Below are 22,562 nucleotides of genomic sequence, written 5' to 3' on the forward strand. Positions count from 1 at the left end.
AATTTACGCCATAAAAAAACCCGCTGGATTAGCGGGTTTTTACTATCACAACAAAAATGATTTAAGCGTCAATGCCTTTACTGCGCAGGAACTCATCATAAGTGCCTTTGAAGTCGTTCACGCCGTTAGCCGTCACTTCTAGGATACGTGTTGCCAAGGATGATACGAATGCCCTGTCGTGGGAGACGAACATCAAGGTGCCTTCATACATTTCCAGCGCATTGTTCAATGACTCGATTGATTCCATGTCCATGTGGTTGGTGGGTTCATCGAGCATCAAGATGTTGGCTTTTTGCATGATAAGTTTACCGAAATACATACGGCCCTTTTCACCACCAGAAAGCACAGTCACTGATTTTTTAATGTCATCCGAGCCGAACAACATGCGACCTAAAATAGCGCGCACTGACTGGTCATCATCTTCTGGCTTGCGCCACTGGCTCATCCAATCGAATAGGGTCATGTCGTTAGCAAAATCCGCTTCATGATCCTGTGCGTAATAGCCAATATTGGCATTTTCTGACCACTGAATAGTGCCTTCATCCTGAGGAATATCATGCACTAAAGTACGCATTAAGGTAGTTTTACCCACGCCGTTTTCACCAAGAATAGCAATACGTTCACCCACTTCAACCATCAGGTTTAGGTTACTGAACAAGGGCTTATCATAGCCTTTAGCGAGATTTTCAACGATTAACGCATTACGGAATAGTTTCTTTTCCTGCTCGAAACGGATAAAGGGGTTCACCCGGCTTGAAGCCTTGATATCGTCAAGCTTAATCTTATCGATTTGCTTGGCGCGAGACGTGGCTTGTTTCGCCTTAGACGCATTAGCCGAGAAGCGGGCGACGAAGGTTTGCAGCTCAGCAATTTGTGCTTTTTTCTTGGCATTATCTGACTGTAGACGCTCACGTGCTTGAGTAGCAGCCATCATGTATTCATCATAGTTACCAGGATAAACACGCAGCTCACCGTAATCCAAATCTGCCATGTGTGTACACACAGAGTTAAGGAAATACCTATCGTGAGAGATGATAACCATGGTGCTGTTACGTTGGTTTAGCATATCTTGCAACCAACGTATGGTGTCTATGTCCAAGTTGTTGGTTGGCTCATCGAGCAATAACAAGTCTGGATCTGAGAACAAGGCTTGGGCTAGCAATACACGTAGCTTAAAACCTGGCGCGATTTGACTCATTAAGCCGAAATGCTGCTCTGTGCCTATACCTACACCTAGCAATAAGTCGCCAGCGCGAGATTCTGCGGTATAACCGTCCATCTCGGCAAATTCCATTTCAAGCTCGGAGACCTTGATGCCGTCTTCTTCGGTCATTTCTGGCAAAGAATAGATGCGGTCACGCTCCTGCTTCACTTTCCACAACTCTCTGTGGCCCATGATCACGGTATCGACCACGGAAAATTTCTCATAGGCGAACTGATCCTGGTTCAACTTACCCATGCGCTCATTAACATCTAACGACACATTACCGCTCGATGGCTCTAAATCACCGGTCAAAATTTTCATGAATGTGGATTTACCACAACCATTGGCACCGATAAGGCCGTAGCGATTGCCGCCACCAAATTTAACTGAGATGTTTTCAAACAGCGGCTTAGCGCCAAACTGCATGGTAATGTTAGCTGTAGTAATCAAGATGAAATTCCAAATCGAGTTGTGTACGTCATGTAAAACATGTCAAGCCTAGCCATTCACAGAGGGCTAAACCGAGGGAAAAAATAAGCCGCGATACTATAGGGATTTTTGGGTAATTTATCAACTTAAACTCTCGCTCCTGCTGCAGTTATCTGCTGCAGCAAACTAATAGAAACAGCCATAAACTTAAGATCCAGTGGCTAATCGGCCAAGGTTTAGGCCCAACGTCCATGGGACCAAAGTTTTTCTGACCTAGGCTTAAGTGGATAAAGTTTACCGGCAAGAGTCAGCCAAAAAATTGTGCTTCCTTAGTTTTCATTGTTAAAGCGTTGTGGCTGTGTCTTCACTATGTCGACTATTGCCTCCCTGAGCCAGCGCAGGCTAATGGAGGCGTCATTTCTGCTGTGCCATGCCATGCTGATGGGCACGCTAGGCACAGTGAAAGGCAAGGTTTTCACTGTAAGTTTATCCAGAGATTGCCAGCTCGCTATGATGGAATAAGGCAAAGTGCTGATTAACCTGCTCTCTTCTATCAAGGTTTTTGCACTGGCAAAACTATTGACTGTCATGGCAATTCGCCGACTATGGCCAAGTTGAGCGAGTTTTCTATCCACTGTGCCACTGGCATCACCAGAAAGGGAGACCAATAAATGCTCTGCTGCCGCAAAGTCATCCAAGGTCAGCGTTTTTTCGCTTAAGGCATGGGCTTTTGCCATCACGCAGACAAACTGGTTATCGAATAAATGTTGGCTCAGGATCTGTGGATGGCGGTTTTCATAATAATCCAGCACCAAATCCACCTCTGCATTCACCAATAGGGCTTCGCCATCGAGTTTATAAGGCACGGCGTGCAGATTTATCTTGGGGGCATGTCGCTCTAAATGGCGCCTCAGGGCAGGCCAAAATAATCCCGATGTGCCATCGGTAATGGCGATGCGAAAGGTACGCTCACTGTGGGCGGCATTAAAAGTCTTTGATGACACCGCCGAGCGAATTTGCTCAAGGGGCGAAGCCACCTGCTGCCAAAGCGCAAGGGCGAAGGGTGAAGGCTTAATGCCGCGTCCTTGTTTAATGAATAACGGATCTTTCCAATTGTGACGCATCCTAGCGACGGCATTAGAGACTGAGGGCTGAGTCATGGCTAATTGCTCGGCCGCAGCGCTGATGGATTGCTCTTTCATGATGGCATCGAATATCACCAATAAATTTAAATCTAACTTACTCATCCCCGCGCTCATCCTTGCCCCAATACATCATATTAATCAATGTATCACATATAAAACATCAATTAGAACCTATGTGAAATAGCAGCAATACTCTGCCTATGGTTTAAATCTAAGCCCATAGGCCCAGAAGGAAATAACATGAAAGCCATTTACATCAAGCAATACGGTGACAAAGAGCAGCTTATTTATGGTGAGTTGCCAAAACCTCAAATCGCGCCACAACAAGTGTTGATAAAGGTTGCCGCAGCTGGGATTAATCCAGTGGATTTTCATGTCAGAAACGGCATGTTCAAAGACAGCGACATGCATCAGCTGCCATTAATATTGGGTTGGGACGCCGCTGGGGAAATTGCCGAGATTGGCAAGGATGTGAGCCAGTTTGCAGTGGGCGATAAGGTTTTCACCTTCGCCCCTATTGCAGGCCAAGGGGCCTATGCCGAGTTCTTAACCGTCGATGCCGACTTTGTCAGCGTTAAGCCCAACAATCTAGACATGGCCAGCAGTGCCGCAGTGCCACTGGCTGCCTTAACGGCTTGGCAAGGCTTAATGACCGAAGGTAAGCTTCAAGCCGGACAACGGGTGCTTATTCACAATGCCTCAGGTGCTGTGGGGCAATTCGCGGTGCAAATGGCTAAACAGGCGGGAGCAGAGGTTATCGCCACGGCATCCAGCCGCAAACGCGATTTAGTACTGAGCCTGGGCGCCGATGAATTTATCGATTATCGCAATGAATCATTCGAGGATAAAGCCACTGACGTAGATTTAGTGTTCGCCGCCATGGGAGGCAATGACATCTTGCCTCGCTCCCTTAAGACCTTAAAATCAGGCGGCCGCTTAGTCTCAACGTTCGATGAAATCCCCCATGCTGAGGCTAGTGCATTAGGAATAGAATTTATCCGCATGTGGGTCAAGCCGAGTCAGCAAGAGCTTGTCATCTTAAAGGAGCTGATTGAGCAAGGGCAACTGCGAGTAAAGATAGACAGTATCTTCCCTTGGGAGCAAGTCAAACTGGCCCATGAACGCAGCGAAAATCAGTTAGCTGTGGGTAAAATCGTGCTTAATATCGATCCCACCCAATTCTAATCGACTGTTTATTTAAGCTTATTCTCTAAGCTAAATTCTCTTAATCAAGGCTAAAGACTGGCTGAGCAGGCATATTTCCCCCTGTTCAGTTGGCTGCTTAGTTCTCTCGCTGATGATAATCAGATAACAACTAGAGCCCGCCCATCCTTTTATTAACCTGACTCGTCATTCTGGCAAAACCGCAACTGACACACTTTTATCTCAATCAAGGGGTTTTAGTCTAGAATTCATTTATTACTCTCGATGTCACGGGCGCTACTATGCTGATTTTTGTTTTGCTTTTATTGGCTATCCTCGGCTTATTTTTTTATCAGCACAGGAAAAATCGTACTCAACAACGCCATCATAAGCCCAAGCATCATCATGCCCAGAATCCCTACCACAGCGTGAGTGTAGAAACCCTGCCCGATTGTTGTATCGCCGCTCGAAAACTGGCTAAGAAGCGCTACCTGTCCGATGAAGCGCCCATGCTTCCCCTTGAAAATTGTCAAGCGAGTGACTGCCAATGCCGTTACTTACATTTTGACGATAGACGAGATGAAGAGGCTGGCAGGCGTAACGACTTTGGTTTGAGCCAAGATTTGTTTGGATCCGACGGCCAAACCAATCGCCGAGAAGAAAGTGCTGGCAGACGCGCCAGCGACAAACGCAACCGATAACGCCAGTAGGAAAACCGCTAGGTAGCAAACACGCGCAATGCCTATGAAGAATCACCAGGGAAAGCCAGTGACTTATCAAGCACATATTCAAGCGAGCGTTTAATTTTCAGCAAACCACTCCTACCGCAATAGTTTTTACAGTTAATCACTTAACTTACAGCTAGATAACTGAAATAACCCCAAAGTGGAAACAGAATTTAACACTGAGGTTAGCCAAGTTATTGCGGCAAAAACGGCCACAAACTTTACCTTTACGTAAACTTCATATATCTTGCAATGAAAGACGTTTTTTAGGTGGCCCATGAGCACATTACACAATCCACAATCCACGTATTCAATTAGTGATTTATCGAAAGAATTCGATATCACGACACGAAGTATTCGTTTCTATGAAGACCAAGGCCTAATAAAGCCAAAGCGTCGCGGCCAGACTCGGGTTTACAGTCTAAAAGACAGGGTACGCTTAAAGCTTATTCTGCGCGGAAAGCGTTTAGGCTTTTCTTTGGCAGAAACTCGCAGGCTGTTCGAACTCTATGATGCCGATAAGAGCAGCACGGCTCAGCTTAATACCATGCTCGATTTAGTCAATGACAAAAAATCTGCCCTACAGCAGCAGATGGATGACATAAAAGTGGTGTTAATGGAGCTCAATTCAGCCGAGCAGCAATGCCGCGCAGCCCTTGAGCAAAACGAGTTGAAAAAAGCATAACACTAGCGCATTAACATAGCGCATTAAAATAACCCATTTAAACATGAATTAACATCAGCTTAAGCTCAGTTTCGCCTCAATTTGGGCCACACAGTGGGAGGCGAAACCAAGGCAAGAATGGCTTATTAAATGCCACACGCTGATGTTAATCATCAAAGTGACCCTCAACAGAGCCGTCACCCTAAATTATAAGAATAGCTAATCAACAGGACACATAATTATGAGCGCACTTTACACTAGTCTTAACTTTGGTCTGGGCGAAGATATCGACATGCTGCGTGATGCAGTCCAAGGCTTTGCCGCCAAGGAAATCGCCCCCATTGCCGCCCAAGTGGATATAGACAATGCCTTCCCCAATCAGTTATGGCCAGTGCTAGGTGACATGGGCCTATTAGGCGTGACTGTGCCAGAAGAATTTGGCGGCGCCAACATGGGTTATTTAGCTCACGTGATTGCCATGGAAGAAATCTCCCGCGCCTCGGCCTCCATTGGCCTAAGCTACGGCGCCCACTCTAATTTATGTGTTAACCAAATCAATCGTAACGGTAACGACGCCCAAAGGGCCAAGTACCTGCCAAAATTGGTCAGCGGTGAGCACATTGGCGCACTGGCCATGAGTGAGCCAAATGCGGGCTCTGACGTGGTCTCCATGAAACTTAACGCCCGTAAAGTGGGCGACCGTTACATACTTAACGGCAATAAAATGTGGATAACCAATGGCCCAGATGCCCACACTTATGTGATTTATGCCAAGACGGATATCAGCAAAGGCGCCCACGGTATTACCGCCTTTATCGTCGAGCGTGGCTCAAAGGGTTTCACTCAGGCGCAAAAGCTAGACAAATTAGGCATGCGCGGTTCTAACACCTGTGAGCTAGTATTTGAAGATTGTGAAGTGCCTGAAGAGAACATTCTAGGTGGCCTAAACAACGGCGTAAAAGTGTTGATGAGTGGCCTAGATTACGAGCGCGTGGTGTTATCTGGTGGCCCACTTGGGATCATGGCGGCCTGTATGGATATCGTAGTGCCTTACATCCATGAGCGTGAGCAATTTGGCAAATCCATCGGTGAGTTCCAGTTGGTTCAAGGCAAACTTGCCGACATGTACACTGGCATGAATGCCGCCCGCTCTTACGTGTATAACGTGGCTCGCTCATGCGATCGCGGCGAAACCACACGTAAAGATGCCGCAGGCGCTATCCTTTATAGCGCTGAGCTTGCTACCAAAATGGCCTTAGATGCCATACAGCTACTTGGCGGTAACGGTTACGTTAACGAGTACGCCACAGGGCGACTGCTTCGCGATGCTAAATTGTATGAAATTGGCGCTGGCACCTCAGAAATCCGCCGCATGCTCATTGGCCGTGAACTGTTCAACGAATCTAAGTAGCCCACTTCTGTATGGCGAGGCTCTGCCCTCGCCCTTTTATTTGCTTCATTAAGGATATTATCGTGACGCAACTGAGCAGCCGAATTAATGCCCGCAGCGACGAATTTAAAGCCAAGTATGATGATATGGCGTTATTGGTCGACGATCTCAAACAAAAACTCACTAAAATTGAACAAGGTGGCGGCCCTGTGGCCCTGGAGCGTCATTTATCCCGTGGTAAATTACTGCCGCGCCAACGAGTAGAAAAACTGCTCGACCCAGGCTCACCTTTCTTAGAATTATCCCAATTTGCCGCATATGAAGTCTACGATGAAGACGTACCAGCGGCGGGCATTATCGCAGGCATTGGCCGCGTCAGCGGCGTCGAGTGCATGATCATCGCCAACGATGCTACAGTCAAAGGCGGCACTTACTACCCCATTACGGTGAAAAAGCATTTACGCGCCCAAGACATTGCCAGCCGTTGCCACTTGCCTTGTATCTATTTAGTGGACTCAGGCGGTGCTAACTTACCACGCCAGGATGAAGTGTTTCCAGATAGAGATCATTTCGGCCGCATCTTTTATAACCAAGCGCAAATGTCAGCCAAGGGCATACCGCAAATTGCCGTGGTGATGGGCCTTTGTACCGCAGGTGGCGCTTATGTGCCGGCCATGGCGGACGAGTCCATTATCGTTAAAGAGCAAGGCACCATATTCTTAGCAGGTCCGCCGCTGGTAAAAGCCGCCACAGGCGAGGAAGTCAGCGCAGAAGAGCTTGGCGGCGCCGAAGTGCACACTAAAATCTCTGGGGTTGCCGACCATTTAGCCCAGAATGATGATCACGCCTTAGAGCTTGCTCGTCGCGCCGTGACCCGCCTTAATCATCAAAAGAAAATTACTTGTCTGCTAAGCCCAGTTCAGCCACCTAAATTTGACATCAGCGAGCTCTACGGCATAGTCGGCACAGATCTTAAAAAGCCCTTCGATGTCAGAGAAGTTATCGCTCGTATCGTCGATGATTCAGACTTTGATGAATTTAAAGCCAACTATGGTGCAACCTTAGTGTGCGGCTTTGCCCGTATCCACGGCTATCCCGTCGGCATCGTAGCCAACAACGGCATCTTGTTCTCTGAGTCGGCGCAAAAAGGCGCCCACTTTATTGAACTCTGTTGTCAACGCAAAATCCCTTTGCTCTTCCTGCAAAATATCACCGGCTTTATGGTGGGTAAAAAGTACGAACACGAAGGCATTGCCAAGCACGGCGCCAAGATGGTGACCGCGGTTTCTTGTGCCAATGTGCCTAAGTTTACTGTGATCATCGGCGGCAGCTATGGCGCGGGTAACTACGGCATGTGTGGCCGCGCGTTCGAGCCCACTATGATGTGGATGTGGCCCAATGCGCGCATTTCTGTGATGGGCGGCGAGCAAGCCGCAGGCGTGTTAGCCACAGTGCGCCGCGATGGTCTCGCCCGTAAGGGTCAAGACTGGTCCAAGGAAGAAGAACAAGCCTTTAGGGCGCCGATTGTGGCCCAGTACGATAAAGAAGGTCATCCTTATCATGCCAGTGCGCGCCTGTGGGACGATGGCATTATCGACCCAGCCCAAACCCGTGATGTAGTCGGCCTTGCCCTGTCGGCAGCGCTTAATGCACCCATTGAAGACACCCGTTTTGGTGTGTTCCGCATGTAATTGCGCCGCTGTGCCACTATGTTCGGGATAGGATAGGGATAAAAAAATGAATAATAATCAACAGCCTTCATATGTACAATCGAACCTTAATGAGGGCGTGGGCGAGCTAATACTCAATCGCCCCGATGTACACAATGCCTTCGATGAAGTCATGATTGCCCAGATGATAACCGCCATTGAAGCCTTTGCCGCAGACCCACAGTGCCAAGTCTTGGTGCTGCGGGCTAATGGCAAAAATTTCAGTGCTGGGGCCGATCTTAACTGGATGCGCAAGCAAGCCCAGATGGATTTTGAGCAAAACCTTAATGATGCCAATGAGCTGGCAAAGCTGATGCATCTGTTAGACAAGTTTCCAAAACCTAGTCTTGCCTTAGTGCAAGGGGCGGCCTTTGGCGGCGCCTTAGGCTTAATTTGCTGCTGCGATATCGCCATCAGTAATAGTCGCGCAAGCTTCTGCTTAAGTGAAGTCAAACTCGGCTTACTGCCTGCCGTCATCAGCCCTTATGTGGTGCGCGCCATGGGCAATCGCCAAGCAAGACGCTACATGCTCACCGCCGAGCGCTTCGATGCCCAAAGCGCCCTCACTCATCAGGTCATTCACGAGATTAATGATGATTTAGACGCCGCCGCCAAACCCTTTATCGACGCCTTTAAAGCCAACAGCCCCCAAGGCATGGCCTGGGTTAAAACCTTAGTCTCACGCCTTGAAGACGGCGTTATCGATGAGGCAACCCTTGCCTACACTAGCGAGAAAATCGCCCGCATTCGTGTATCCACCGAAGGCCAAGAAGGCTTAAATGCCTTCTTCGACAAGCGTCAACCTAACTGGTCCCAAGCTGCAACGCCAGCCAAAGGAGCTCAATAATGTTTACTAAGTTACTTATCGCCAACCGCGGTGAAATCGCCTGTCGCATCATCAAAACCGCAAAAAGTATGGGTGTGCGCACCATTGCCTTGTATTCGGATGCCGACAAAGACGCTCGTCACGTGGCCATGGCCGATGAATCTTTCTATTTAGGCGGCAGTGCACCGGCAGATTCCTATTTAAAAGCCGATCTTATTATCGACATCGCCAAGAAAGCCGGCGCCGGTGCCATTCACCCAGGCTATGGTTTCTTGTCTGAAAACGCCGAATTTGCCCGCAAGTGTGAGCAAAATGGCATTGCCTTCGTGGGCCCTGGCAGTGAAGCCATCGAAGCCATGGGCAGTAAAAGCGCAGCAAAAGAAATCATGGGTAAGGCCAATGTGCCGTTAGTGCCAGGCTACCATGGCGATGACCAAACCGATGACAACCTAGTACAACAAGCCAAACTTATCGGCTTTCCACTGCTTATCAAGGCGGCCTACGGCGGCGGCGGTAAAGGCATGCGTATCGTTGAAAATGAAGGTGAAATATTAGCGGCGGTGAAATCTGCCCGCCGTGAAGCCACCTCTTCATTTGGTAACGACAAGCTGTTAATGGAGCGCTACCTGCGCCAACCTAGGCACGTTGAAGTGCAAGTGTTTGCCGACACCCATGGCAACGCGATTTACCTGTCAGATCGAGACTGCTCTATTCAGCGCCGCCATCAAAAAGTGGTGGAAGAAGCCCCAGCGCCGGGTTTATCCGACGCCCTTCGCGCACAAATGGGTCAAGCCGCGGTCGCCGCAGCTAAAGCCATAGATTATGTGGGTGCGGGCACAGTTGAGTTTTTGCTCGATACCCTAGCCACCGATGAGAGCAGCAGCTTCTACTTTATGGAAATGAACACCCGCTTACAGGTTGAGCATCCAGTGACAGAAATGGTTACCGGGCAAGACTTAGTTAAGTGGCAGCTGATGGTCGCCAGTGGCGATGAATTACCCCTAACACAGCAAGAAGTGCGCATTCACGGCCACTCTTTTGAAGTGCGTATTTACGCTGAAGATCCGCAGAATGATTTTCTGCCCGCCAGCGGCAAATTAAACTTTTTGCGTGAACCTGAACAAAACCAGCATGTGCGTATAGATTCAGGCATACGTGAGAACGATGTCATCAGTAACTTCTATGACCCCATGATAGCCAAGCTCATCGTATGGGATGACTCGCGCCCCCGCGCCCTGCAGCGCCTGGTACATGCCCTTGAGTCCTATCAGATAAGTGGCCTTAGGCACAACATAGAGTTCTTGGCCAATATCGCCGAGCACCCCGCCTTTGCCGCCGCCGACTTTAGCACAGACTTTATCGAACGCTACGGTGATGCCCTGATTGGCAGCGCCTCCAGCGAAGCCCAAACCGCGTTAGCGTTAGCAGGGCTGTATCAAGTGCTATCCCGCAAGCAAGCGGCAAAAGCCTTGGCAATTAATAGTCAAGACCCTCACTCTCCTTGGGGACAAATGAGCGGCTTTAGGCTCAATAGCGACAGCATTCATCATGTGGCGTTATTATCTGATGAAACCAAAGACCCTGACAGCAAAGAAAGCCTGCAGCCGCTGCACAACTTATTGCTTGTGGCTCAAGGTGATGGTTATCAATTAACCTTAGTTAACGAATATACCTTAGACGAGCAAGTGCTTAACCTCAGTGGCGAGCTAAGGGATGATTTGTTATTGGCGGAAATCAACGGCCATAAGTCTAAAATCCCGGTAAGCCATCAAGGGGATGATTTCACCTTGTTCTTGTCCTCTGGAAGCTATCATTTCAAGGCGGTATTGGCTCAAATTGCTGAAGAGCAAGTTAACAGTGCTGATAAACTTAAAGCACCGATGAATGGCACTGTAGTGACTCATTTAGTGGATGTTGGCGCTAGCGTTACCGCTGGCCAAGGCTTATTGGTGATGGAAGCCATGAAGATGGAATACACCATAGAAGCGCCTTTTGATGGCACAGTGACGGCGTTTTATTTCCAAAGCGGCGAGTTAGTCACAGACGGTGCTCAGCTGCTTGAAGTCGAGCCGCTAGCTGTCGACATAGTAAACGCTAACAACAAGGAGGCCTAGATGGAATACATCACCCGTTCAGAAGCGCCTTTTGATGGCAAAGTGACAGCGTTTTATTTCCAAAGCGGCGAACTAGTCACAGACGGTGCGCAGCTGCTTGAAGTCGAGCCGCTAGCGGTCGCTGACACTGCAGACGCTAAGGGCGAGGAGGCGTAGATGTTGCCAACTAACGTCAGTATCTTCGAGGTGGGCGCCCGCGATGGCTTGCAAAATGAAGTCAGCGTGCCAACCGAGGCGAAAATTGCCTTGATTGAGCAGCTGGCAGACGCTGGCGTTAAGCGCATCGAGGCGGCAAGTTTTGTGTCGCCTAAATGGGTGCCACAAATGGCGGACTCTAGTGCTGTGCTTCATGGCATTAAGCGTCAGCAAGGCGTGGTATACAGCGCCTTGACCCCAAACCTTAAGGGGCTCGAACTTGCGATTGCAGCAGGTGCCGATGAGGTGGCAATATTTGGTGCCGCCTCTCAAAGCTTTAGCCAGAAGAACATTAACTGCTCCATCGAGGAGTCTATCGAGCGCTTTATCCCCTTGATGGATATGGCAAAACAGAGGAATATCGCCGTGCGCGGTTATGTGTCCTGTGTGCTCGGCTGCCCCTATAAAGGTGAGATAAAGGCCTCGGAAGTGGCCCGCGTGTCTGAAATCCTTTACAAAATGGGCTGTTATGAAATATCTCTGGGTGACACCATAGGCATTGGCACAGCCAATAATGCCCGTAGAATGCTGGAAACCGTGGCAGAACTTGTGCCCATAGACAAATTAGCGCTGCATTTTCATGACACTTATGGTCAGGCCCTTGCCAATATTCAAGCTTGCCTGCCCACAGGAATAAGCGTATTTGACTCATCGGTTGCAGGTCTTGGGGGTTGCCCCTACGCTAAAGGCGCCTCTGGCAACTTGGCCAGCGAAGATCTCATCTATATGCTCCACGGCATGGGCATAGACACAGGCATAGACTTAACTAAGCTTATTCAGGCTGGCAAGAATATCAGTCAGGCTTTAGGCCGCATGAGCGCCTCAAAAGTGGCTAACGCGCTGGGATAAACAGCGTTTACAGATTACGATAAATCGAGTTCCTAGGCCCTAGAACCTAGAACCTAGAACCTATCCAATATCAAAATAACGATTAAGGACAACAAGATGGCAGGATTCAATAAAGTCGTCCACAGCTACGATGAAGCCCTCAAAGGCTTATCTGACGACATGACGATTATGGTCGGTGGCTTTGGCCTGTGCGGTATCCCAGAGGGATTAATTAACCACATGGTTAAGCTTGGCGTGAAAGGCTTAACCGCCATTTCAAACAATGCTGGCGTGGATGATTTCGGCCTAGGTTTACTGCTACAGCAGCGCCAAATCAATACTATGATCGCCTCCTACGTGGGTGAGAACGCCACCTTCGAGAAGCAAATGCTATCCGGTGAGCTCAACGTCATCTTGACCCCACAGGGCACTTTGGCCGAGAAAATTCGTGCCGGCGGTGCTGGCATCCCCGCCTTTTTCACTGCCACAGGTTACGGCACCCCTATCGCCGATGGCAAAGAGACCCGCGAAATCAAGGGCCGTCATTATGTGCTAGAAGAGTCGTTAACCGCAGATTTCGCCTTAGTGCGCGCTTGGAAAGCCGATACCATGGGTAACCTAGTATTTCGCAATACTGCCGCTAACTTTAACCCTATGATGGCCACAGCGGGTAAAATCACCGTAGTGGAAGTAGAAGAAATCGTAGAACCTGGTGAGCTTGACCCCAACCATATTCATACCCCAGGTATTTATGTGGATCGCGTCATCAAGGCAAGCTTTGAGAAACGCATCGAGCAGCGCACAGTCAAAGCAGCTACAGCAGCGAAATAAGGGAGCACATCATGGCACTAACAAGAGAACAACTGGCCCAGCGCGTTGCCAGAGAATTGCAAGACGGCTTTTACGTCAACCTTGGCATAGGCATCCCCACCCTCGTGGCCAATTACATTCCAGCTGGCATGGAAGTCATGCTGCAGTCTGAAAACGGCCTATTAGGCATGGGCGAGTTTCCAACCGAAGAAACAATCGATGCTGACCTGATTAACGCTGGTAAGCAAACCGTGACTGCGGTCGCGGGCGCGTCATTCTTCTCATCGGCAGAAAGCTTTGCCATGATCCGTGGCGGTCATGTGGATTTAACTGTGCTTGGCGCCTTTGAAGTGGACGTCGATGGCTCTATCGCCTCATGGATGATCCCAGGCAAGCTCATCAAGGGCATGGGTGGCGCCATGGATTTAGTCGCCGGCGCTGACAATATTATTGTCACCATGATGCACGCCGACAAACACGGCAATTCAAAACTACTGCCAAAGTGCGAGCTGCCCTTAACCGGTTTTGGCTGCATCAAACGAGTCATGACAGATTTAGCCTTTATGGAAATCAAAGACGGCGCCTTCCATCTGCTAGAGCGCGCCCCAGGGGTGTCGGTTGATGAGATCATCGCCAAGACCGCCGGCAAACTTGTGGTCCCAGCCCATGTGCCAGAAATGACATTTTAAGGCCTGCTAATGGCAGAACCTAGGTTCTAGAGAAAGCGTAAAACACAAAAAGCCCGCACTGCGGGCTTTTTTGTTGGGAAGAATATGGCTGTGTGTAATCCGTAATCCGTAATCCGTAATCCGTAATCCGTAATCCGTAATCCGTAATCCGTAATCCGTAATCCAGCATTATTTATTCTGTCGATATTAAACAATATATTTAGCTAAAGCCGAACATAGAACTAGAGCGATTACCGTTAAATCCCGCCATACAGGCTTGCCATGCCCTTTTTACTTCACAATAAGTCTCCGACACGCGGCGCTTTTGATTTAAACCAGAGTCATCCCTGAGGGCTCGAACATCCCGTCCATGGGATGGACGGTCGTCTCGCAAATTTCCATGGTTCACCTTTTTAGCATTTGCGTAACCTTTTTAATTTCAAGACTAGCACTCCACTAATCCACGTCTACACTCAAGGTATTGATTAAAATAATTATTAATAAGATCGGTTCTTTTTAAGTCCATCATCGTATTTTATTAATACCAAATTAGATGAGACGATAGCGCACATCACCACGTAGAAAAATCAAGATGAATGATCGTAGTAGGAAGATAACAGGGCGATAAAGATGATGGTACGAGGTAAAAACTAGCTTAAAAGGTGTAATCAGAACAAACAATTAGCCTTATAGCAGTATAAAATGCTACTACCCAAGAAAAGCAAATTCCTATAGCATCAAGCATACCAATTCACGTTGGATGTGGCAGCGACCAAGTCCAACAACCAATTTATGCCTCGCAAACAGCGCAACGTATAAATACTAAAACGTTAAGTGCCGGCTCAGGTTTGGAGTTTAAAATGCAACTAATATTTAGTGACCCATATTATGATACAAAAAAGTGGGATGAGGCTGTATTCTCGAATGAAATAAAAAATTCATTAATTCAAGTGATAGATGAAGATCTTAATGTTCATTATTCAAATATTGGGCATGGTGCAGATTGTCCAAGTATTTTAGTTGAATTATTCAATAGCATAGACTGGAAAGCTATTGCAGGTACTTCACTTGTTGGTGCTTTTTTACTTGGTGAAAAAATTAATAAAAACTTGGATGCTTGGACAGCAATTGGCAAAAAAGTAAATGCGATTATTAAAAAGTTCAATCCCGCAAGAATTGATGAAAAAGCTGCGCTAGCTTGGGTGATCAATGATTTGGCAGAAAAAGGTCAAGTACAGGGTATTATTGAGTTAAATATTCAAGTTGTACCTTTTACAAGCGGTCCTTGTAAAACTAAATTACAACTAGAATCACAACCTGATAACTTATATGTAATATCTGTCAAATTGAAAAATAATGTCTTTGTGTATGGTTTAAAGTCAAACACGAAACTCGAGTTTCTTAAAGAATTTGATACATTTTGGAATGAGTTTTAGGCACTTAACGAGTCGTTAAACGTGGACACGTAAACGGCTGTAATCATCATGGATCTATATGGAAAACGTTTGCGAGAACAAAGAAATAAATTTGAAGAAGATTTTCTTAGATAAAGTTCAAGATGAATCCCCTGAGATGTATAAACAAATCAATGATTTCAAAGCAATGATTCGAATCGAAAAAATGTTAGGAAATCGATATGGCATATCGTTTTTGTTAGATTTATTCTTTGGATTTGAAAATAGTGTTATAAATCTTGATGCTGTCATGCATGAAGTGAAATTTCTTGAGGGAACTGAACCTGAAAGCCACACTCTAGGGAATCCCCTGATAATTGCTTTTATTTTCAATTTAGTAGACACGCATGGTGCTATCTGATCTAATCAATTTCGCCAAAAACCTACTAGATCTAACACCATGCGTGATATCCATATCTTACACGATTTAATCAAAAAACAATGCCCTCAAATACACCAAAAACGACTTAATTCTCTGATGGTTGCCACTGAGTCACTCCTCGATGGTAATCAACTATCACTTACTCAGCTTGGTCGTAATATTACGGGCTCCGTGGCAGCTAAACACAACATTAAACGTATTGACCGACTCTTAGGTAATTATCACTTAGCTCAAGATAAAATAACAATATATCAGTGGCATGCTCGCTATCTTTGTGGCGCAAACCCTATGCCTATTATTCTCGTCGATTGGTCTGATGTCCGTGAACAGCTTCGAATAATGACGCTACGCGCATCCATCAGCGTTCAAGGTCGCTCTGTGACTCTGTATGAACGGACTTTCTTGTTTGAGGACTACAACGCACCTCGCAGCCATAATGCTTTTCTCGCTGAACTTGCCAACGTTTTACCTCAAGGTTGTTGTCCTCTGATTGTCACCGATGCAGGCTATCGCAATACCTGGTTTAGGGAAGTTGAGCGCTATGGCTGGTTCTGGCTTGGCAGAGTGCGAGGCGATGTAAGCTTTATGCACCACGGGCAAACCACTTGGCATTCAAATAAATCACTCTACTCAAAAGCAAACTCAACCGCTAAATACATAGGTAATGTTCAGCTTGCACGTAAATCACCGCTAAGCTGCCATTTACATCTATTTAAGGCTAAGTCCAAATTACGTAAAGATAAGCGCTCTTCAAAAACGGGCCGAAACCACACCGCACAAAAGAGTTATCGCTTAGGCAGTAAGGAGCCGTGGCTGCTGGCGACCAACTTACCGCCTGAATACTTCAATCCAGCAAAAGTGGTTGAGCTATATGCTAAACGCATGCAAATTGAAGAAACCTTTCGGGATTTAAAAAGCCCACAATATGGCATGGGATTGAGGCAAAGTCGCAGTCGGTGTCCAAAGCGATATGATGTATTGTTGCTTATCGCTATGCTGGCAGAAATACTGTTGTGGTGTATAGGCATAGCCGCGAGGCATCTTGGCTGGCAGAAGGATTTCCAAGCTAACAGCATCAAATATCGCGCTGTATTATCCGTTGTAAGATTAGGAAAAGAAGTGCGGCGAAGGCCAAAATACACACTAAAAGCATCGATAATTTACTGGGCATTAAACGAATATATCAAACTGGTTCATACCGCTGGCAGACCTAAATTATGAGGGGATCCGCCAGAGCCACACTAAAGAGCAATCTGAATTTAAAAGACCTCCGCTTAAAGGACTTTGGCATAAACATTACATGGATGTTAGCATTTCTGGATTAGCTCAAAATGTTAAGAATGCTCTAAATAACTACAGTATTCCTTATTTCGAGCAAAGAATAATGGATGCTAAAAAAAGTGGTGAAGAACAATATGTAACTGCAGAGGATGTTCATCATATAGTGAATGATCTCGTTACAGGTAATCTACAGAGGCGTAGAGAAGAACAAAAAACGACTGGCGAATGGCTCATCTATGCTATCCATGAAAACATTAAGTATTATCTTTGCTTGGCAAAACATAGTGATAGTGATGATGATATTCGTAATAAAATTAATTCATCTTGTATTCTCGAATTTCCATTTTTAAGAGAAATTTTAAAATAAATCCGGCCAGCCGTTGTAAAACAATAGCCTAATGCACTTTCGAGATGTGCTCAAGCAGGATTGTGAGGATTTGTCGCTAGAAAGCCGATGTGTCATGAATCTATAAAAGCTGATTGGCTAATATAGACGGAGTCTACTCGAAAACAGTTATTTTTAGCTGTTTTCCTAGCCAACCACGGCGATGGTCCCGAATAATCATCATCACCACACAAGCAGGCACGTCATACGACTCGACTACCGCAGTGATAATAGGGTCTGATGTTAAACAATAAGCTCGATACTGATTTGAGTTCTACGAAGGCGCGGCAATAAATAGGTAAACAAGACGCTCCAACATCATCAACTTTTTTTAGTTTAGTAGGAGAAGCGAAATCATGCTATTTGCGATGGTCGGCTAGATTTCTTATGACTCACAACCCGTAATCCACTTGAGTATCTGACTTTCCTTGGGCCCGAAGCCAATCTTGCATCCCACGCTTGAATCGTATTTTTGCCATTACCCAATCAACCCACGGCTTACCATCAACTACTACAGAGCTTTCTTTGACTGAGTTAATTAATATCCTATTTACTGGATGATCGATAGCTGTATCAGAGTAATTCCTTAGGTGGAAACTTTCAATCGCAGAAATTGCTTCAAACTGTCTATCGATACATGGAGAAACTAACATTGGGCTTCTCCAGTGCTTTTCACTACAAAATGTCTCTACTTTAATCGAAGTTTCTGGTGTACTAAATAGTGTTTTAATTTCAGAGGCATTAGCTATTGCAGAAAGAGCTACCAGGATGGCTATAAAGTAAAAATTTTTCATTATCTATCCTTGGTGGTCGATAAGCTCATAACGCCGTTAGCATAGGCCGAAGACAGTATTCCTAACCCTGTTATTTCTATTTTTCAAAGCTAATAATTGGTTAAAAAAAAGAATCTCTATAGGGCTTGCCAAACAAATCTAGCCAACCATTGTAAAACAATAACATAATGCACTTTCAACATTTGCTCAAGCTAGAACGTCGGTTTTTCTTGCAAGAAAACCAATATCGCAGGAGTTTACGGAAACGGATTGGCTAAATCGGCGGATTTCGGGGTTTAATTCAGGATAAACAGTGATTTTTAGCCACAATAGCCCAACTCATTGAATGAGTAAGGTGGTTTGACTTTGAATTGTGAAAAAAGGCGTTTAAACCTAGCTGGCTTTTAAGTGCTGACAGCAACTGGCGAAGTGTCGCCTTCGTTTTTCTAGATGCTCACAATAGCGGGTAAGTTCTTGAAGTGTACCCACTGGCGCATTAATTAACATAACAAATTCAGCAACATAGTCATTATCGACACAGTTAATCGGACTAATCCTTCCAATTTAGCACCACACTCACAGGTTGCACCCAATATCCTCGAAGTTGCCGAAATATTCGCATAAAAATACCGTGAAGCCATCAGGGATGATGGTTAAGGCTCGTAGGGCACATGGATGTGCTGTCGAGCCGTTAGGTATTTTTATGTGAATATGAGGAGCAACAACTTCGCGGGCGGCACGGAGGGAGATCCAAGAGGGAGGATTTGCTGTTGAACCTTCCCTCTTGGCCAGTGCAGAGTGGAACCCTGCGATTTTGTTCCAAACAAAGTTTGGACTCCATTGTGCTAGTCAACAGCCATTGACAACAATAAATCTGCCCAGCCATTGTAAAACAATAACATACTGCACTTTCGCCATACGCTCAAACTAGATTTAGGCATTTCGCAGCGAAAGTTCAAAATGAGATGAGTTTACGTAAGCTGGTTGACTAAATGAACTGATTTCATTCAAAAACAAGGATTTTTAGCCACACTCCCCCAACCCATTGAATTGTTAGGGTGACTTGAAAGGAATTGCTGTTAAAAGGGGTTTGAGATTAGCCCCCTTTTAAGTGCTGGCAACTGTCCTGACAGATGGGGAACTGGCAAAGTGTCGTCGCCGTTTTTCTAGATGCTCACAATAGCTGGTAAGCTCTTGAAGTACGCCCACTGGGCTGTGAAATGGGCTCATTGGGGCAGCGCATGAACCAAGAAATGTCACATAAACGGCTAGGATGAGCATCGTTTGTACCCGGCTAACTCAATAACTAAATGCATCATCACACATTCTTAATAAACAGAGAGGGCACGGCGCACTTCACGATTACAGCAGTGGTACAATGATCTGATGTTAAACAAGAATTTCAACATTAGCCTGAGTTCTATGAGGTCGTGGCCTCATTTCGCCCAGAGGCTAGAACAAGCATAAAAAAATAGCACGCACTAGCGGGCTATTTTATGGAAGGTATATGGCTGTCTTAGTCATCCGTATAAATTATGTTAACGATTAGGAAGTACCATTAAACATCCTCATACTGGCTCGGCATTTATATAACTAGCTGGTTTAAAGGCTAGCGTAAATATCTTGCAATAGAGGTATCCATATATGTCTCGATAAAGCTCTTAAGGTATAAGGTTAACTTTTCATCCATGATGCATATTAATTATTCAACATAACATCGCCTGATTTAGAAATACTTACCCTTTTTATTAGACCATCGATATCATTATTTTCAATATCCCCGACTTCAATTTGAATGTTGCTATCAGGCACCATTCTGTTAACCGCGACTGACCTGTTAGGGGCCAAATTTTTCTCAATTAACGGGCGGTTTGCAATATCTTCAGCCGTCAACGGGAATGATTCACTGGCATCAACATTAAATTGACTAGAATCTATTGCGGTAAACTTGCCACTAATAGGCGCGCCATGTTTTCGTATAATACTGGCTAATTGCCATTCAAAATTATTTTTAGATTGGGCTGAATTAATTGCCGCTGGCCAATCCCATACTCCATAGCCATTAATATCCTGATGAAGGTATTGGTCGACTAACGCTTCCGGACCATTAAGATTATTCGCATTGGCTCCACCGAAAGTATAAGGAAAGTTAGGTCTGTTTGTTGGATGGTCAATATGTGCATTACCGCCCCACCTTAAGAAGTTTTCATATTTTATATCGTACATCATAAATAAACGTGAGGTATATGGGACATCAGCCTTTTGCTTAAATAAGGTGATGGATACATAACGCTTACTGCGAGGTGGCATAAGAGCCCTATACTGAGCTTGGGCCGAAATCGAGGTACTGTTTCCATCAGTTTCACTCCAGCCTTGGGTCGCGGAGAACTCGGCACGGATTTCTGCCGCGGCCCCGCCTAAGCCTGGGATCCCGACCTCGTATTTATTGGTCACGCCGATTGTCTCAGAAAATGAGAAATTATCCGTCTTAGCCCAGCTGGTGGTGTAATCATAATTTAAGGTCGCAACGCCTGTATCTTCAGTTTCACCCCAGTTGTAAATGACGACGGGAGCAGTATAAATCGCTTCACGATCATACACCTGAGGGCTACCTAGCTGTAAGTCTTGGGGGTTAGTCACAAAATGTATATTTTGTAGATTAACCTTCAAACGTTCACTGGCTCGGTAGCCACCCGCATAAGGATCATTGCCGTTATAGCGGGCTTTAAGACTATACTCATTGCTGGACTCTCGCCTAACGTCGATATCTTGACCTACGTACTGGGAAGCCGTACCTCCCGCCCAAGCGTAACCAAGATGATGGCCCAATAAGAATAATGAATTAATAAATGAGGGTTCATTAATCACATCATTTTTAAGTGAATCAAGATCCGGTGCTGCGTGTTCTACCATAGAAAGTTTGGGGATAGTATTAGGAATAGCAGCTTCTGTAAAAAATGAAACTGCTCCTAATCCGGTTAAACAGGATAATGCTAATATACTCAGGTTTGCGCTTTTTCTCATGATTGTTCCTTAATATGAATTGAATATTTCCATTAAATTTGTTTTATTACAAACATTTCGCATTAATTTTCTTAAGAGCCAATGAGGTTATGTGCATGCCTATACGATATAAATATAATTACTGCTCGGCACACGCAAAACCTAGCACTTTTATTTTTATTAAACAAAACAAAAATATAACAATTTCTAAATCTCAGTAATAAGTGATACACGCTTGTAGATGAGTAAATACCTTAGCTAGCCTGTACTCCAATCATGCAAATAAATACGGCCAGCCATTATAAAACAATAGCATAAAGCATTTTTGGCATTGGCTTCAGAACAATTATGGGTCACTTCTGGAAGGCGGATGTGAAATGAATTTATGGAAGCTGATTGGCTAGATGGGCTGATTTCATTGTTCAATAGTGCTTTTTAAGCACCATAGCCCAACCATCGGATGGATAAACTGTTTTCGAGTAAATTGTTATTAAAAGGAGTTTTAGATTATCCCGCTTTTAAGTGCTAGCAACTGTCCTGACAAATGGGGAATTGGCAAAGTGTCGTAGCCATTTCTCTAGATGCTCACAATAGAGGGTGAGTTCTTGAAGTGTGGCCACTGGGCCGTGAAATCGCTTACCAAGTTTACGGATACGTTTTTGATTACACTCTGATGCCAAAAACAAAGCGGCAATCTGGAAAGAATTTATACTTATCTGCAGGTTTTAGCTCGATGATGTCTATATTGCTCACCTTGTCTGTTTCTAGTTTTTGTTCGATTTCAAAATAAAACCACCAGCGCTCATTTTGTGATGATAGTTCCATATAAGGGTAACTGGTTATTTTCCAAAATCCTTTGAGGTGATCTGTGCTTTCTGCTGTGTCCTGAGTAAAGACCATCTGATAAGTGTTATCTCGATTTAATTGAATTTTTACCCCTGAATTCAACTGCGAAGCATCACAATCTCTACTGACATACTCATGAGCTAAGTCTTGGCTGGCTATTTCACCTTGTTGTTTTATACCCTCTGGGATCAATAACAAACCGACGCTATCCTGCTTGTACCAATGATTACCTTTAACAAAGGGTTGCACGCTTGATACCTTCCAATCTAGCTCAGCCAATGCTTGGGTTAGTCTTTCTATACTCGACTTGTCTTGAATTAATGGAGAATAAATCACTGTGGACTCTTCAACCGTCTGTGGGAAAGACAAGGTATTGGTCTGCACTTCAAAATGACTGGCTTCCAGTTTGGCACTGATCGCTGCAACTTGTTCATCAGACAAATAATGGGTATACAGATGAACCTTGGTCGAAGAGCAAGCCGTAATAATCAAGCAGATAAAAAGAGTGCCAATGCGGTACATTCAATTGCATCCTTACATTAAGTGATTTGCCAATCCTGGCTTCTAGAAATTGCTTTTTATGCCATT

General features: G+C 45.6%; 20 protein-coding genes and 1 pseudogene. 15 read left to right on the forward strand and 6 right to left on the reverse strand.

Annotation, left to right across the window (positions count from 1 at the left end; translation table 11 throughout):
• Nucleotides 1-61 precede the first annotated feature (61 nt).
• Complete coding sequence (locus SDEN_RS11630; RefSeq protein ID WP_083759652.1) at nucleotides 62-1,654, reverse strand: ABC-F family ATPase; 1,593 nt, start codon at nucleotides 1,652-1,654, stop codon at nucleotides 62-64.
• Between the two features lie 308 nt (nucleotides 1,655-1,962).
• Nucleotides 1,963-2,880: a LysR family transcriptional regulator gene (locus SDEN_RS11635; protein ID WP_041405784.1), complete on the reverse strand. Its 918-nt coding sequence runs from the start codon at nucleotides 2,878-2,880 to the stop codon at nucleotides 1,963-1,965.
• 138 nt (nucleotides 2,881-3,018) lie between these two features.
• On the opposite strand from SDEN_RS11635, the gene SDEN_RS11640 reads away from it, so the two are divergent.
• From SDEN_RS11640 to SDEN_RS11710, 15 genes are all read left to right on the forward strand, one after another.
• Nucleotides 3,019-3,963, forward strand: coding sequence for an NADP-dependent oxidoreductase (locus SDEN_RS11640; protein WP_011496675.1), 945 nt, complete (start codon nucleotides 3,019-3,021; stop codon nucleotides 3,961-3,963).
• A 260-nt stretch (nucleotides 3,964-4,223) separates the two neighbouring features.
• A complete protein-coding gene (locus SDEN_RS11645) occupies nucleotides 4,224-4,622 on the forward strand; it encodes a hypothetical protein (protein ID WP_011496676.1) in 399 nt (132 codons plus the stop codon).
• Between the two features lie 301 nt (nucleotides 4,623-4,923).
• Nucleotides 4,924-5,331, forward strand: a complete 408-nt coding sequence (locus tag SDEN_RS11650) for a MerR family transcriptional regulator (RefSeq protein ID WP_011496677.1) — start codon at nucleotides 4,924-4,926, stop codon at nucleotides 5,329-5,331.
• Nucleotides 5,332-5,551: 220 nt separating this feature from the next.
• Entirely contained in the window at nucleotides 5,552-6,721 is a 1,170-nt protein-coding gene (locus SDEN_RS11655) for an isovaleryl-CoA dehydrogenase (protein WP_011496678.1), read from the forward strand.
• Nucleotides 6,722-6,783: 62 nt separating this feature from the next.
• A complete protein-coding gene (locus SDEN_RS11660) occupies nucleotides 6,784-8,391 on the forward strand; it encodes a carboxyl transferase domain-containing protein (RefSeq protein WP_041405785.1) in 1,608 nt (535 codons plus the stop codon).
• Between the two features lie 46 nt (nucleotides 8,392-8,437).
• Nucleotides 8,438-9,256 carry an enoyl-CoA hydratase-related protein gene (locus tag SDEN_RS11665; RefSeq protein WP_011496680.1) on the forward strand — a complete coding sequence of 273 codons (819 nt, stop codon included), beginning with the start codon at nucleotides 8,438-8,440 and terminating at the stop codon, nucleotides 9,254-9,256.
• A complete protein-coding gene (locus SDEN_RS11670; RefSeq protein ID WP_011496681.1) occupies nucleotides 9,256-11,349 on the forward strand; it encodes an acetyl/propionyl/methylcrotonyl-CoA carboxylase subunit alpha in 2,094 nt (697 codons plus the stop codon). Before SDEN_RS11665 ends, SDEN_RS11670 begins: the two co-directional genes overlap by 1 nt.
• Complete coding sequence (locus SDEN_RS11675) at nucleotides 11,350-11,505, forward strand: hypothetical protein (protein ID WP_011496682.1); 156 nt, start codon at nucleotides 11,350-11,352, stop codon at nucleotides 11,503-11,505. It begins immediately after the preceding gene.
• Nucleotides 11,506-12,393 (forward strand): hydroxymethylglutaryl-CoA lyase, encoded by an 888-nt coding sequence (locus SDEN_RS11680; protein WP_011496683.1) that lies wholly within the window; start codon nucleotides 11,506-11,508, stop codon nucleotides 12,391-12,393.
• 96 nt (nucleotides 12,394-12,489) lie between these two features.
• Nucleotides 12,490-13,203, forward strand: a complete 714-nt coding sequence (locus tag SDEN_RS11685) for a CoA transferase subunit A (RefSeq protein WP_011496684.1) — start codon at nucleotides 12,490-12,492, stop codon at nucleotides 13,201-13,203.
• A gap of 11 nt (nucleotides 13,204-13,214) precedes the next feature.
• Entirely contained in the window at nucleotides 13,215-13,871 is a 657-nt protein-coding gene (locus tag SDEN_RS11690) for a 3-oxoacid CoA-transferase subunit B (protein WP_011496685.1), read from the forward strand.
• Between the two features lie 839 nt (nucleotides 13,872-14,710).
• A complete protein-coding gene (locus SDEN_RS11695; RefSeq protein WP_011496686.1) occupies nucleotides 14,711-15,286 on the forward strand; it encodes a hypothetical protein in 576 nt (191 codons plus the stop codon).
• A 58-nt stretch (nucleotides 15,287-15,344) separates the two neighbouring features.
• Nucleotides 15,345-15,665 carry a hypothetical protein gene (locus SDEN_RS11700; RefSeq protein ID WP_041405786.1) on the forward strand — a complete coding sequence of 107 codons (321 nt, stop codon included), beginning with the start codon at nucleotides 15,345-15,347 and terminating at the stop codon, nucleotides 15,663-15,665.
• Between the two features lie 39 nt (nucleotides 15,666-15,704).
• Entirely contained in the window at nucleotides 15,705-16,907 is a 1,203-nt protein-coding gene (locus SDEN_RS11705; protein WP_011495916.1) for an IS4-like element ISSde1 family transposase, read from the forward strand.
• Between the two features lie 79 nt (nucleotides 16,908-16,986).
• The gene (locus tag SDEN_RS11710) at nucleotides 16,987-17,334 is read left to right on the forward strand and encodes a hypothetical protein (RefSeq protein WP_011496687.1); all 348 of its coding nucleotides are present in this window, start codon (nucleotides 16,987-16,989) and stop codon (nucleotides 17,332-17,334) included.
• A 410-nt stretch (nucleotides 17,335-17,744) separates the two neighbouring features.
• Here the strand turns inward: SDEN_RS11710 and SDEN_RS11715 are convergent, their stop codons facing one another.
• The 4 genes and pseudogenes from SDEN_RS11715 to SDEN_RS11725 all read right to left on the reverse strand — a co-directional run bounded on the left by SDEN_RS11715 (nucleotide 17,745) and on the right by SDEN_RS11725 (nucleotide 22,496).
• A complete protein-coding gene (locus SDEN_RS11715; protein ID WP_041405787.1) occupies nucleotides 17,745-18,146 on the reverse strand; it encodes a hypothetical protein in 402 nt (133 codons plus the stop codon).
• A gap of 372 nt (nucleotides 18,147-18,518) precedes the next feature.
• A pseudogene (locus SDEN_RS21045) lies at nucleotides 18,519-18,623 on the reverse strand (transposase); the annotation flags it as partial.
• A 1,200-nt stretch (nucleotides 18,624-19,823) separates the two neighbouring features.
• Nucleotides 19,824-21,149, reverse strand: coding sequence for an aerolysin family beta-barrel pore-forming toxin (locus SDEN_RS11720; protein WP_011496690.1), 1,326 nt, complete (start codon nucleotides 21,147-21,149; stop codon nucleotides 19,824-19,826).
• Between the two features lie 642 nt (nucleotides 21,150-21,791).
• Entirely contained in the window at nucleotides 21,792-22,496 is a 705-nt protein-coding gene (locus tag SDEN_RS11725; RefSeq protein ID WP_011496692.1) for a hypothetical protein, read from the reverse strand.
• Nucleotides 22,497-22,562: the final 66 nt, after the last annotated feature.

Origin of the sequence: Shewanella denitrificans OS217 (genome assembly GCF_000013765.1) — a bacterium.
Lineage (GTDB): Bacteria > Pseudomonadota > Gammaproteobacteria > Enterobacterales > Shewanellaceae > Shewanella > Shewanella denitrificans.